Consider the following 12,510-nt stretch of genomic DNA (forward strand, 5'->3'; position numbering starts at 1 on the left):
CCGGAAGAACAGACATGGGAATGAAAGGCTGGGCGGGCTGTCTCGTATTCACCCTGTTGGCAGGCTCTGTGTGGGCCACCGATCAGGCCCCGATCAAAGCGAAGGCTGAAGAGAAGGCCCAAGTGCTGGAGGAGAAAGCGGCGGACAAAGTCAGCGCCGCACCGGCGCCGAAAGCCGAAGCCATCACCCCGACCGAAGTGCAAGCGGTCGACCCGGCCGGCGCGGCGCCGCTGGACGATCCGATTACCTGTCTGGCGCGCAGTATCTATTGGGAAGCCAAAGGCAAAGACACCCCGGAAATGGAAGCCGTGGCCAGTGTGGTGATGAATCGCCTCGGCCACGAAGGCTTCCCCGACACGGTCTGCGCTGTCGTCAAACAAGGCTCGGAAACCAAGAGCTGCCAGTTTTCCTGGTGGTGCGACGGGCGTCCTGATCAGGTCAAGGAAGATGCCGAATACACGCTGGCCAAGGATATTGCCCGCAAAGCGCTGAACCGCCAACTCAAGGATCGCACCAACGGCGCGCTGTATTTCCACGACCGCAATGTGCATCCGAGCTGGGCCAAGGAATACCGCAGAACCGCTGAAACGAAAAAATTTCTCTTCTACAAACCTGCCGGTGGCGACGCGCGTTAAGCGCAGACCTGCCGCACGCAATCGCGCAACCAGCGATGCGCCGGATCAGCGTCCATGCGCGGGTGCCAGAGCATCGACACACTGATGTCCGGCATCGCGAAGGGCAGGGCGAAACTGTGCAGGCCGGTGCGCAGTTTGCTCGTATGACGTTGCGGGACCGTGGCGATCAGCTCTGATTCACGCACCAGCGTCAGCGCCGCCGAGAACCCACCGAATGAAGTGACGATGTCTCGCGTCAGGCCGAGTGCGAGTAGCGCCTCATCGACCGGCCCGCTGCTGCGCCCGCGTCGTGAGATCAGAATGTGCTCGCCGCCGGCAAAGCGCTTGCTGGTGATTTTTCCCGAACTCAAGAGATGCCCCTCACGCACTACGCCAATCCACTGATCCTGAAACAGGATGCGGCTGTGCAGCGTCGGGTCGGTGCTGTCGTCGACCACGCCGGTTTCCAGATCGACACGACCTTCGCGCAGCGGCGTGCTGTCCTTGTCGGCTTTCTGCACAAAACGCAGACGCACGCCGGGCGCTTCTTCAGCGATGCGCGCGAGCAGGGCGGCAGCAAAGGTTTCGACAAAACCGTCGGTGTTGCGCAGGGTGAAAGTGCGTTGCAACCTGCTGGGGTCGAGCACTTCGGCAGGGCGTAAAACCGCTTCCGCGTCTTGCACCAGATGACTGACCCGTTCGCGCAACTCTAATGCGCGCGGCGTCGGCACCAGGCCGCGACCCGCGCGCACCAGCAACGGATCCCCGGTGGTTTCGCGCAGACGGGCGAGGGCGCGACTCATGGCCGACGGGCTCAACCGCAGGCATTTTGCGGCGCGGGCGACGCTGCCTTCGCGCAGCAATACGTCGAGGGTGATCAGCAGGTTCAGGTCCGGTGCAGTCATGACGTGGCGTTCCATGCAGGTATCGAGTGCAAAGCATGCGTCTTGCGCCGTGTGTTGTCGAGGCTCAGGCTATGACGCATCACCTTTGCGTTGCGAGCCGTCCATGCCCCGAGAATCCCTGAGCTCTCCCGCCCGTTGGGCGCTGACCAGTCTGGCCCTGTCGATGTTGATGCCGTCGCTGGACACCAGCATTGCAAACGCCGGGTTGCCGATCCTCGCGACCGCATTCGAGGCGACGTTTCAGCAAGTGCAATGGATCGTGCTGGCTTACCTGCTGGCGATCACCACATTGATTGTCAGTGTCGGGCGTCTGGGCGATGGTTTTGGACGGCGTCGATTGCTGTTGATCGGGATCGGCATTTTCACCAGCGCTTCGTTGGCTTGCGCGTTGGCTCCGGGACTCGGTTGGCTGATTGGCGCACGGGCGGTGCAAGGCGTTGGCGCTGCGATCATGTTCGCCTTGACGGTGGCGCTGGTGTCAGAAGCAGTGCCCAAATCGCGGGCGGGCAGCGCGATGGGCTTGCTGGCAACGATGTCGGCGACTGGCACCAGCCTTGGGCCGTCGCTGGGCGGGGTGTTGATGGCGCATGTCGGCTGGCAGGCAATTTTTCTGCTCAACGTGCCGTTGGGCTTGCTCAATGCGTGGCTGGTGTACCGTTATTTGCCTGCGGATCGGGCCGCAGGGCCGCGAGTCGCGTTCGATTATTCTGGCAGCGTGGTGCTGGTGTTGACGCTGGCGGCCTATGCGCTGGCAATGACGCTCGAAGGTTTCACCTTGCCGTTGCTGCTGGCCAGCCTGGTCGGCGCGGTGTTGTTCTTCATGATCGAGAAGAAGGCCAAGGCACCGCTGATTCACTTGTCACTGTTCAGCGACCGGCGCTTGAGCAGTAGCCTGGCGCTGACTTTGCTGGTGACGACCGTAATGATGACCACGCTGGTGGTGGGGCCGTTTTACCTGAGCCGCGGGTTGGGTCTGAGCAGTACCGTTGTTGGCTTGGCGTTGTCGGTCGGGCCGTTGCTGTCGGCATTTGGCGGTGTACCGGCTGGACGTCTGGTGGATCGCTTCGGTGCGCGACGGATCGTGCCGGGTGCGTTGTTCGCCATGGCTTGCGGCTGCGCTTTGTTGGCGCTGTTGCCAATGAGTTTTGGGCTGCCTGGGTATTTGTTGCCGATCACCGTGGTCGCCATCAGTTATGCGTTGTTTCAGGCAGCCAACAACACCGGATTGATGGCCGGCGTTCGTCAGGAGCAGCGTGGTGTAGTTTCGGCGATGCTCGGGCTGGCGCGCAATCTCGGCTTGATCACCGGGGCGGCGGTGATGGGCGCGGTGTTTGCGCTGGCGGCGGGGGATCCGACACAAGCGCCTGCATCGGCGGTTGCCAGCGGCTTGCACATTACTTTCGGCGTCGCGGTGGCATTGATGGCTATGGCTTTGATCATAAGCCGAACGCAGTTCAACGGTGGGAGCGAGCCTGCTCGCGAAGAGGCCGGCACAGCCAATATCTCCGGTGACTGATACACCGCTTTCGCGAGCAGGCTCGCTCCCACAGGGGATCGGGTTGATCAGTAGATCTTCGGCCGAACCGAGATCAAATGTGGGAGCGAGCCTGCTCGCGAAGAGGTCGGCACAGGCAACATCTCCAGTGATTGATACACCGCTTTCGCGAGCAGGCTCGCTCCCACAGGGGAAAAGTGGTGATGTTCAGTCCCGAGATTGCCGGGCGGGGAAAAACAGTTCGAAGCAGGTGATGCCATCGGCACTGCTGGCGCTGTAGCGACCCTGATGCAACTGCATGATGGTCGCGACAATCGACAGGCCCAGGCCATTGGATTGCGCCGAGCGCTCACGGGACTGATCAACGCGGTAGAACCGTTCGAACAGTCGCGCCAGATGTTCCGGTGCAATGGTTGCGCCGTGGTTGCGCACCCGCACATAACTGCCATCCGGCTCGGCAATCGCTTCCACCTGCACCGTCGAATCCGCCGCGCCGTACTTGATCGCATTGGCACACAGGTTGGCCAACGCGCGGCGCAACAGCATCGGCTCGGCCCAGATCACACCGCTGCCGCGCGCCTCAATGCTCACGCCGACATCCGCCGCGAGGCCTTCAAAGTAATCGGCAATGCGCTGCATTTCATCCGCCGCGTCCAGCTCCTGACGCTGACTCAGGGCACTGGCCGGATCGGTGCGCGCCAGAAACAGCATGTTGTCGAGCATCCGCGTCAGGCGTTCCAGCTCTTCGACGTTGGAGGCGAGCAGCTGTTGATAGTCCTCGCTGCTGCGGTTCTGCTGCAGCGCGACCTGGGTTTCGCCGAGCAGATTATTGATCGGCGTGCGCAACTCATGGGCCATGTCGGTGGACACCTGGCTCAACTGCGCAAAACCCTTGGCGAGGCGATCAAGCATGGCATTGAACGCCTCGATCATCGGCTGTAATTCGCGCGGCGCACCGCTGCTGGCAAGGCGTTCGCCAAGGTTGCCGACACCGATGCCATGAGCGTGTTTTGCCAGTCGCCGCAACGGCAGCAAACCGCGATACACCAACAGACAACCCACCACCGCCAGCAACAGCGCCGCCAGCGAGGCCAGGCCATAAACACTCAAGCGGTAATTGGCGAGCATCGCCGTGCGCTCGCTCATCAGGCGCCCGGTGGTGACTTGCAGATTGCCCAGCTCGCCGGAATCGATACTCGCCGCCACCGCTGAAAACGGCACGCCGTCGACGCTCGGCAGATGCTGCACATCTTTCAGCGTCATCGCATGATCGACAGGTACTGCTGGCAACGTCGGCGTGTTCAGGTTGCCCGGGTTGACCACCAGCAGCGGCGGTTGCCCCGGCGCGCCGATGGTCAGCAGTGCTTCGCGGTTGCCGAGCATGTTCTGGAACAGCGCCGGTTTGTTCTTGATCAATTCGAGGGTGTTGCTGTCGTTTAGGAAGGTGCGCAGTTGATCGACGCGACTGACCAGTGAGATGTCATCGCGGCGAATCAGTTGTTGCTCCAGTTCGTTGTACAGCGCGGCACCGAGGCCAGCCAGCGAAGCGAACGCAAGCAGGGCGAACAGCAGCGCCAGACGCAGGGTCAGCGAGTACGGACGGCGGCTGCTCATGGCTGCGTATCGAAGCGATAGCCGATGCCGCGCACGCTGTGGATCAGCTTGAGCTGGAACGGGTCATCAATCTTCGCCCGCAAGCGGCGCACGGCGACATCGACGACGTTGGTGTCGCTGTCGAAATTCATGTCCCACACCCGAGAGGCAATCAGCGAACGGGCGAGAACTTGCCCGGTATGCGTGGCGAACAATTGCAACAACGCAAACTCCTTGTTGGTCAGGGTGATGCGCGCCCCAGCACGGGTCACGCGGCGCTTGAGCACGTCGATCTGCAGATCGGCGACTTGCAACTGTTCGTCTTCATGGATCGGCCCGCGCCGGGTCAGGGTGCGCAAGCGCGCCACCAGTTCGGCGAAGGAAAACGGCTTGATCAAGTAATCGTCGGCGCCCAGTTCCAGGCCTTTGACGCGATCGGCGATGTCATCGCGGGCGCTGAGAAACAGCACCGGCGTGTCGGCTTCCTTGCGCAACCGGCGCAGGACTTCCCAGCCATCCATTTTCGGCATCATCACATCGAGCACGATCACATCGAAACTGTGTTCCAGCGCCAGGTGCAGGCCGTCGGCACCGTCGCGGGCGAGACTGACGCTGTAACCCAGTTCCTGCAAACCGTTGAGCAGGTAGTTGCCCGCCTTGGGTTCGTCTTCGACAACCAGAATATTCATCGATCAGTCTCAATGGTCATTGATGCAGCCGCTGCCTTGTACCTGATAGTCCAGCACATGTTCGCGGCCCTGATGGTCGAGGTAATTCAATTGCGCGGGAACCACGCCACACGCCTGTGAAATATCGGTGCTGGACAGGACTTTGTCGACATCCAGATTGACGTAGAAGCCGGATTTGTCATGAATCACGGCGGTGTCAGGCATGTTCGCGGCGAACGCGGAACCGGTGGCGAGGAGGGCGGTGAAGGCGAGCAGGAGGGTTTTCATGGTCAGTCACTCAGTGGTCAAAGTTGATCGGCATTGGCGCCGGGACAACTTCAGGCTACCGAGCGATCCGCACGGCAAACCGACAGCTGAATGACAAAGTTGTAATGAAAGTGACTGCGAATCTCCCTGTAGGAGCAGCCTTCGGCAGCTCCTACAGGGGATTTGTGGTGGTCGGTCAGCTCGCGTGGGTATTGAGGATGCTCGCCACCTGCTGCGGCTGGCAGTTCAGGTACGGCGAAGACTTCAACCAGCGCTGATCCGGGTACCACGAAAACATGAACTGGCCATTCTTCAACCGGTCGATCACCTGCTTGGCAATCTGTGGTCGCACTGCCGGGCAGCCTTGGCTGCGGCCGATGCGTCCCTGTTTCTTGCTCCACAACGGGTTCACATAGCTGGCGGCGTGAATGACGATCGCACGATCGCGGGCCATGTCATTGAAGCCCGGCTCCAGACCGTCCATGCGCAACGAATAACCGTGGGTGCCGCTGTAGCTTTCTTGCGTGCGGAACAGGCCGAGGCTGGACTGATAGCTGCCTTCGACATTGGAAAACTGAGTGGCGAAGTTTTCCCCGGAATTGGAGCCGTGGGCAACCAGATCGCGCAGCACCAGTTTCTTTTTGCTGAGATCGAAGATCCACAGACGGCGTTCGGTGGACGGTTGCGAATAGTCGATGATCGCCAGGTGGCGGGACGGTTTCGCACCGTTGTTGACCGCGCATTGCATGGCGTTCAACGCACCTTTCAGCGCTTGGGGATTGAGTTCTGGCGCGGCGTGCGCGAGGCTTGTGTAGAGAACCGGCGATGGTTTGCCGGCGGCAAAAACGGGACTGGACACTACGACCAGGGTCGCGGTGGTCAACAGAAGTCGGCGCAAAAACGTCAACATTTTATAAAGTGTCCTCACTTGTTACTTATTTGGCACTTTGGCTCCTGACTCCCAGTCAATACCCGCAAGCCCGTCGATCGAGCCTGACTGTTCAGCGCACCTGATGTAAGGTTGGCCATCATCTGGACGGCCATGGATTGGAGTAAAGCAGTTGTTCAAAAAGTACGCATGCTACTTGAGCATTTGTTTGCTCGCTGCGCCGTTTGTCGCTTGTGCCGATGAGCCGCTGCCGCCGCTGGAGACATTGCCAACGCCACCGGCCGAAATGCCGGTCGAGCCGCAAAGTCCGTTGCAGGCTGTATTAATCAGTCTGGCGCAGTCTTGCCCGGCGATGGCCGCTCAGCTCAACGGCCCGGCGCTGACGCAATTGCAAGCCTTCTACCAGCAGCAGGACTGGATGCCAGTGTGGGCGAATGAATCGGCACAATTGCCGGTGTTGCAGGCGCAGTTGCAGCTGTTGGCCGATGATGGCCTCAATCCAAAACGTTACCCGGTCGCGACCACGGCGCCGCAAGACGGCGAGTTGTGTGCCGACATCGACATCAGTCGCAACTACCTCCAGGCCCTGCAGGACCTGCATTACGGTCGTCTGCTGCAATCGCACTTCGAACCTTTGTGGCACGCCGACGACACCCCGCGCGACCGTCAGGCGGAATTGTTGGCCATCGCTGTTCCGGGCATGCACGACATTTCTGCCGCGTTCGATCTGGCCCGACCGCGTCTGGCGCAATATCAGGACCTGCGGCAGCTCTATGCGGCGCAACGGCTCAAAGCCTTGCCGCAATGGCAATCAGTGGGCAACGGCCCTCTGCTGCGCCCGGCCATGGAAGACAAACGTGTGCCGGAACTGGCTCAGCGGCTGTACAGCGAAGGCTACCTGACTCACGTCATTGGCACGCCTGACAATGCTTATGACGGCGTGCTGGTTGATGCGGTGAAGAGTTTTCAGGCCAACCATTCCCTACAGGCTGACGGTGTGGTCGGGCCGGGAACGATTGCCGAACTCAACATCAGTCCGCTCACCCGTCGTGAACAGTTGCGGGTCAACCTCGAACGTTTCCGCTGGATGGCCCAGGACCTGGAACCCAATGGCTTGCTGGTCAACGTCGCCGCCGCTGAACTGACGCTGTATCAGGGCGGCGTACCGGTGTGGCAGACGCGCACTCAGGTAGGGCGCGCCGAGCGCCAGACGCCGCTGCTCAAATCCCGGGTGACACGACTGACCCTGAACCCGACCTGGACCGTGCCGCCGACCATCTGGAAAGAAGACAAGTTACCGGAAATCCGCAAGGACCAGACCTTCCTCAGCCGCCAGAACCTGCAAGTGCTCGACGCCAACGGTCAGCCGCTGGCGGCAGCGGATATCGACTGGGACAACCCCGGCAACATCATGCTGCGTCAGGACGCCGGGCCGCGTAATCCGCTGGGGCAAATGGTCATCCGCTTCCCCAACCCGTTCTCGGTGTACCTGCACGACACGCCAAGCAAGGCGCTGTTCGAAAAAGGCCCGCGTGCCTTCAGCTCCGGTTGTGTGCGGGTCGAGCATCCGATGCAACTGCGTGATCTGCTGCTCACCGCAGCGGAAAAGGCCCGCACCGAAACCCTGCTGGCCACCGGCACCACCCACGAATTTCGTCTGTCGGCGCCGGTGCCGATCCTGATGACCTACTGGACGGCACAGGTCGACAGTAGCGGCCGCGTGCGTTACTCGCCGGATATCTACAGCCGTGACACCGCGTTGCTGGCCGGACTTGATCGGGCGCATTGAGCCTCAGCGGGTGCTTCTGTTCCAGAACACCCGCGCCAGCCACGCATCGACACTCAACTTGCCCGCCCCGGCGAACACCAGCGGCAGCAGTGCGGCCAGGTAAATCGCCGGCAGCTTGAAGTTGCCGAAGCCTTTATTGGTGATCGCATAACCCCGCGCCAGCTCGCTCAGCGACGACCAGTCAGCCGGCCAGTGCACGGCGGCGGTGGCTACGACCGTTACCACGATCAGTGAAATTGCCGAGATACGCGTGCCGAAGCCGACCAGAATGGCCAGCGCGCAGATCAGCTCGGCCCACATCGACAGTTCCCAGTTCAGCGTCGCTGGCAGGTGATCGAACGGGAAGGGGAATTTGTCCTGAATGTCTTCGAACCAGTTCTTCCCGTTGAATTTCTCCAGCCCGGATTCGAAGAATTCCCAGGCGATGAACAGGCGCAGGGTCAGAGGGGCGAGCCAGCTGCCGGCGCGGTCGAGGTTCAGGTGCAGGTGTTTGATGGCGGTTGAAAGGGTGGTGGTCATGGTGCAGCTCCGGTGAATTAGGTGAAATCGACCGGGGCATTTCAGCGTCGGGGTGTATCGGGGATGTGTCGGCGGGAGGGGGGATTATGCTGTTGGTGTGTCTGCGGCTTCGGGGTATACAGTGCGATACAGTCAAAGGCCCCTCTCACGGAGGGAGAGGGGACTGACCGCGGGATATTGAAGAGGTACGCCGACCTGAACCTGTTTTGTTGAGTCCATAATCGACTGGATTTTTCCGGTCGATGGATGACGTAAGACACTTCGGTCAGCTCCCTCTCCCTCCGGGAGAGGGCTGGAGTGAGGGGCAGCAGGGCTGGACGCAGACCTACGGCCCAGTCAGCATGACCCACAAAAAACGGACCACCCCCCATGCGAAGACTTCCCTCACTGGCCGCCCTGCGCACCTTCGAATGCGCCGCCCGCCACGCGCATTTCGGCCGGGCCGCCGCCGAACTGTGCGTCACCGACAGCGCCGTCAGCCATCAGATCCGCCAGCTCGAAGAGCAACTCGGCATCTCACTGTTCATCCGTGAAGGCCGACAAATCCGCCCGACCATCGCCGCCGGGCGCCTGATGCAAAGCCTGCAACAGGCCTTCGAACTGATCGGCGATGCCTGCGATGAACTGCGCGATCCATCCTCACTGGCAGTGCTGAGGCTGGCGGTCACCGCCGAACTGGCGCAGAAGTGGCTGATGACTCGCCTCACCGATTTTTATGCACGCTATCCGCACATCACCTTGCACCTGTACGAACAGCCGATCGACGCCACGGCACCCGGCGAAGACATTGATCTGGCGATCACTTACGGCACCGGCCCGGTGGACAGCAGCGCCTACTTCGTCCGCCCGTTGCCCGACCTGCAATTTTTCCCGGTGTGCAGCCCCGGCCTGTTCAACCAGGGCAGCTTGAAAACCCCGAAGGATCTGGCTCGCCACTGTCTGCTGCACGACGATCAGGACGGCAAGACATGGACCGCCTGGCTGACCAGCCACGCCGGGGATCTACGCCCACAGCGTCAGTTGTATTTCGCCCACGCCGGGTTGGCGCTGGAAGCGGCGGCGCAAGGGCAGGGCGTGGCCATGGGCGACAACCTCACCGCGCAGGAAGACTTGCAGAGCGGCCGGCTGGTACGGCCCTTCGCCTCCAGCATGACTGCCCTCGGCCAGTACGCGCTGGTCTGCGAACGGCTGCGACTGGAGCGCCCGGCGGTGGCGCAGATGCTCGAATGGTTCAACGATCAATTGGCGGATTGATGAGTTGAATTCAACTGTTCCGCAATAATCATCGTTGGCGAGCGTGCCTTCCGCGACCGTACCTTGTGGTCATTCCCATCGCGAACAACGAGGTTTGACCATGGCACGTTTGCTCGACTCCACCCCCAAGCACGACGGCTTCCGTCTGCCCGGCGAATTCGAAACCAAGTCCGGCTGCTGGCTCGGCTGGCCGGAGCGCACCGACGTATGGCGCAACGGCGCCAAACCGGCGCAGAAAGTCTGGGTGCAGATCGTCACCGCCATCTCCCACAGCGAACCGGTCACCGTCTGCGCCTCGGCCGCGCAGTTCGCCACGGCGCGGCGGCAGTTGCCGCCGCAAGTGCGCGTGGTCGAGATGACCTGCAACGACACTTGGTTTCGCGACAGCGGCCCGTGCTTTGTGATCAACGACCAGAGCGGTGAGGTGCGTGGCGTCGACTTCGAATTCAACGCCTATGGCGGCCTCGACGGAGGTCTCTATTATCCGTGGGACAAGGATGATCAGATCGCCAGCAAGATCCTCGAGATCGAGCGTTTCGACCGCTACCGCGCGCCGCTGATTGCCGAACTGGGCGGCATCCAGAGTGACGGCGAGGGCAGCATCCTCACCACCGAACAATGCCTGCTCAACCGCAACCGTAATCAACATCTGGGCAAAGACGAAGTGACCCGACGCCTGACCGATTACCTCGGCGCCGAACAAGTGATCTGGCTGCCTCGCGGCTGCAAGTTCGACGAAACCGACGGCCATGTCGATGACCTCGCCTGTTTTGTCCGTCCTGGCGAAGTGGTGCTGCAGTGGACCGACAACCGCGATGATCCGCAATGGGAAATCTACCAGGAGGCTTACGACATTTTGCGCAATACCCGCGACAGCCGTGGCCGCGAGTTGATCGTGCACAAACTGCCGCAACCGGACGTGCTCGAGTGGACCGCCGAAGAAGCGGAAGGCCTCGATCAGCAGGACAGCACCCACACCCGTCAGGCCGGCACGAAAATCTGCGCGTCGTACATCAACTATTACGCCGGCAACAGCTCGATCGTGGTGCCGCTGTTCGGTGATCGCAACGACAAAGTCGCGATGGCGACGCTGGCCGAACTGTTCCCGCAACACAAAGTCGTCGGCATCGAAAACTCCCGGGAAATCCTTCTTGGCGGCGGCAACGTTGCGTGCATCACCATGCCGCAATACGCCGGCCTGAAAAAAGGAGCCTGAGCATGCGCCTGCACAAACTGACTCAAGCGTTATTGCTGGTGCTTGCACCCCTGTGTGTGCAGGCCGCTGACTCCGCCAAACCGGTGGTTAATCTGTACATCTGGGGCGAGTACCTGGCGCCGGATACGCTGAAAAATTTTGAGGCGCAGACCGGCATTCATGTGGTCGCCGATCACTTCGATTCGCTGGAAACCGTCGAGACCAAACTGCTCACCGGGCGCAGCGGTTACGACCTGGTGTTGACCGCCGGCCAGCACCTGTCGCGGGCCATCGAGAGCGGCGCGATCCAGCCGTTGGACAAGGCCCGGGTGCCGCATTTTGCCGGGGTTGGCGAGGAGTTTCGCCAGCACATGGCGGTGTTCGATCCGGGCAATCGCTATGCGGGGATTTACGCTTGGGGCACCACCGGCGTCGGCTATCAGGAAGAGGCGATCAAGCAGCGTTTGCCGGATGCGCCGACGGACAGTTGGGCGATGTTGTTTGATCCGGCAGTGGTGTCCAAATTCGCCGATTGCGGGGTGAGTCTGCTCAACGATCCGAACGAGGTGTTCGCTGCTGTCATGAAGTACATGGGGCTGGACATCAATCGGCAGAATCTCGATGACTTGAAAATCGCCGAGCAGCAACTGGCGAAGATCCGGCCGTACATTCGTTACTTCGACAATGACCTGAACATCAGCGACCTGGCCAACGGCAATACCTGCGTGGCGATGTCGTGGAACGGTAATGTGGCGATCGCGGCGGGGCAGGCGGAAGCAGCGCAGAAGCCGTTCAAGTTGAGTTACCGGATTCCGAAAGAGGGCACGCTGATCTGGTTTGATGCCATGGTCGTGCCCAAGGACGCGCCGCATCCGCAGGCCGGGTTGGCGTTGATGGATTATTTGATGACGGCGGAAGTGATTGCACCGATCACTGACACCATTCATTACGCCAATGCGATCACGGCGGCGGATGGCTTGGTCGATGCTTCGATTCGCAATGATCCGGGGACGTATCCGTCGGCCGACGTCAGGGCCACGCTGTACAGCAAGAATGACAATGGCAAGGCGTTCAATCGGGCGCTGATCCGGGCGTTCAGTCGGTTGAAGTCCGGGCTGTGAAAAGCTGACCCTCACCCCAGCCCTCTCCCAGAGGGAGAGGGGGCCGACCGAGGTGTCTTGCGTTAAACATCGACCTGAAAGACCGAGTCGATTATGGATTCAGGTCTTGGCGATCATAAGTTCACAGACGCTATTTCGATCATGAATTCAGAGGAGCTATTTCACGTCGGTGTAAATCTCCAATCTCCCCCAATCAGTCCC

General features: G+C 61.0%; 12 protein-coding genes. 6 read left to right on the top strand and 6 right to left on the bottom strand.

Features of this window, described 5'->3' with window-relative positions; all coding sequences use genetic code 11:
* The first annotated feature begins 14 nt into the window (after positions 1-14).
* Positions 15-635, top strand: coding sequence for a cell wall hydrolase (locus FGA82_RS18425; RefSeq protein WP_141128156.1), 621 nt, complete (start codon positions 15-17; stop codon positions 633-635).
* Here the strand turns inward: FGA82_RS18425 and FGA82_RS18430 are convergent.
* Positions 632-1,519 carry a LysR family transcriptional regulator gene (locus FGA82_RS18430; RefSeq protein ID WP_141128157.1) on the bottom strand — a complete coding sequence of 296 codons (888 nt, stop codon included), beginning with the start codon at positions 1,517-1,519 and terminating at the stop codon, positions 632-634. The two genes, FGA82_RS18425 and FGA82_RS18430, sit on opposite strands and share 4 nt — an antisense overlap.
* Before the next feature lie 103 nt (positions 1,520-1,622).
* On the opposite strand from FGA82_RS18430, the gene FGA82_RS18435 reads away from it, so the two are divergent.
* Complete coding sequence (locus FGA82_RS18435) at positions 1,623-3,035, top strand: MFS transporter (protein ID WP_141128158.1); 1,413 nt, start codon at positions 1,623-1,625, stop codon at positions 3,033-3,035.
* Positions 3,036-3,221: 186 nt separating this feature from the next.
* Here the strand turns inward: FGA82_RS18435 and FGA82_RS18445 are convergent, their stop codons facing one another.
* The 4 genes from FGA82_RS18445 to FGA82_RS18460 all read right to left on the bottom strand — a co-directional run bounded on the left by FGA82_RS18445 (position 3,222) and on the right by FGA82_RS18460 (position 6,452).
* Positions 3,222-4,628 (bottom strand): heavy metal sensor histidine kinase, encoded by a 1,407-nt coding sequence (locus FGA82_RS18445; protein WP_141128159.1) that lies wholly within the window; start codon positions 4,626-4,628, stop codon positions 3,222-3,224.
* Entirely contained in the window at positions 4,625-5,296 is a 672-nt protein-coding gene (locus FGA82_RS18450; protein WP_141128160.1) for a heavy metal response regulator transcription factor, read from the bottom strand. Before FGA82_RS18450 ends, FGA82_RS18445 begins: the two co-directional genes overlap by 4 nt.
* A gap of 9 nt (positions 5,297-5,305) precedes the next feature.
* Positions 5,306-5,563 (bottom strand): DUF2790 domain-containing protein, encoded by a 258-nt coding sequence (locus tag FGA82_RS18455; protein ID WP_064389346.1) that lies wholly within the window; start codon positions 5,561-5,563, stop codon positions 5,306-5,308.
* A gap of 175 nt (positions 5,564-5,738) precedes the next feature.
* Positions 5,739-6,452: a murein L,D-transpeptidase catalytic domain family protein gene (locus FGA82_RS18460; protein ID WP_137216504.1), complete on the bottom strand. Its 714-nt coding sequence runs from the start codon at positions 6,450-6,452 to the stop codon at positions 5,739-5,741.
* A gap of 151 nt (positions 6,453-6,603) precedes the next feature.
* Here FGA82_RS18460 and FGA82_RS18465 point away from each other — a divergent pair, with 151 nt between their 5' ends.
* Entirely contained in the window at positions 6,604-8,220 is a 1,617-nt protein-coding gene (locus FGA82_RS18465; RefSeq protein WP_141128161.1) for a L,D-transpeptidase family protein, read from the top strand.
* A 3-nt stretch (positions 8,221-8,223) separates the two neighbouring features.
* On the opposite strand, the gene FGA82_RS18470 is transcribed toward FGA82_RS18465, so the two are convergent.
* Entirely contained in the window at positions 8,224-8,739 is a 516-nt protein-coding gene (locus FGA82_RS18470) for an HvfX family Cu-binding RiPP maturation protein (RefSeq protein WP_141128162.1), read from the bottom strand.
* Positions 8,740-9,108: 369 nt separating this feature from the next.
* Here FGA82_RS18470 and FGA82_RS18475 point away from each other — a divergent pair, with 369 nt between their 5' ends.
* The 3 genes from FGA82_RS18475 (at position 9,109) to FGA82_RS18485 (ending at position 12,309) form a co-directional block, all read left to right on the top strand.
* Complete coding sequence (locus tag FGA82_RS18475) at positions 9,109-9,993, top strand: LysR substrate-binding domain-containing protein (RefSeq protein WP_141128163.1); 885 nt, start codon at positions 9,109-9,111, stop codon at positions 9,991-9,993.
* 100 nt (positions 9,994-10,093) lie between these two features.
* On the top strand, positions 10,094-11,209 hold the full coding sequence (gene aguA / locus FGA82_RS18480; protein ID WP_141128164.1) for an agmatine deiminase: 1,116 nt from the start codon (positions 10,094-10,096) through the stop codon (positions 11,207-11,209).
* Between the two features lie 2 nt (positions 11,210-11,211).
* Positions 11,212-12,309: an extracellular solute-binding protein gene (locus FGA82_RS18485; RefSeq protein ID WP_141128165.1), complete on the top strand. Its 1,098-nt coding sequence runs from the start codon at positions 11,212-11,214 to the stop codon at positions 12,307-12,309.
* Positions 12,310-12,510: the final 201 nt, after the last annotated feature.

Origin of the sequence: Pseudomonas fluorescens, assembly GCF_005938625.1 — a bacterium.
GTDB classification, from domain to species: domain Bacteria; phylum Pseudomonadota; class Gammaproteobacteria; order Pseudomonadales; family Pseudomonadaceae; genus Aquipseudomonas; species Aquipseudomonas fluorescens_BD.

Bases quoted from the DNA above. Each gene is read 5' to 3' on its own strand.
- aguA (WP_141128164.1), top strand. From the start codon at position 10,094: ATGGCACGTTTGCTCGACTCCACCCCCAAGCACGACGGCTTCCGTCTG.
- FGA82_RS18425 (WP_141128156.1), top strand. From the start codon at position 15: ATGGGAATGAAAGGCTGGGCGGGCTGTCTCGTATTCACCCTGTTGGCA.
- FGA82_RS18475 (WP_141128163.1), top strand. From the start codon at position 9,109: ATGCGAAGACTTCCCTCACTGGCCGCCCTGCGCACCTTCGAATGCGCC.
- FGA82_RS18460 (WP_137216504.1), bottom strand. From the start codon at position 6,452: ATGTTGACGTTTTTGCGCCGACTTCTGTTGACCACCGCGACCCTGGTC.
- FGA82_RS18450 (WP_141128160.1), bottom strand. From the start codon at position 5,296: ATGAATATTCTGGTTGTCGAAGACGAACCCAAGGCGGGCAACTACCTG.
- FGA82_RS18445 (WP_141128159.1), bottom strand. From the start codon at position 4,628: ATGAGCAGCCGCCGTCCGTACTCGCTGACCCTGCGTCTGGCGCTGCTG.
- FGA82_RS18470 (WP_141128162.1), bottom strand. From the start codon at position 8,739: ATGACCACCACCCTTTCAACCGCCATCAAACACCTGCACCTGAACCTC.
- FGA82_RS18455 (WP_064389346.1), bottom strand. From the start codon at position 5,563: ATGAAAACCCTCCTGCTCGCCTTCACCGCCCTCCTCGCCACCGGTTCC.
- FGA82_RS18435 (WP_141128158.1), top strand. From the start codon at position 1,623: ATGCCCCGAGAATCCCTGAGCTCTCCCGCCCGTTGGGCGCTGACCAGT.
- FGA82_RS18485 (WP_141128165.1), top strand. From the start codon at position 11,212: ATGCGCCTGCACAAACTGACTCAAGCGTTATTGCTGGTGCTTGCACCC.
- FGA82_RS18430 (WP_141128157.1), bottom strand. From the start codon at position 1,519: ATGACTGCACCGGACCTGAACCTGCTGATCACCCTCGACGTATTGCTG.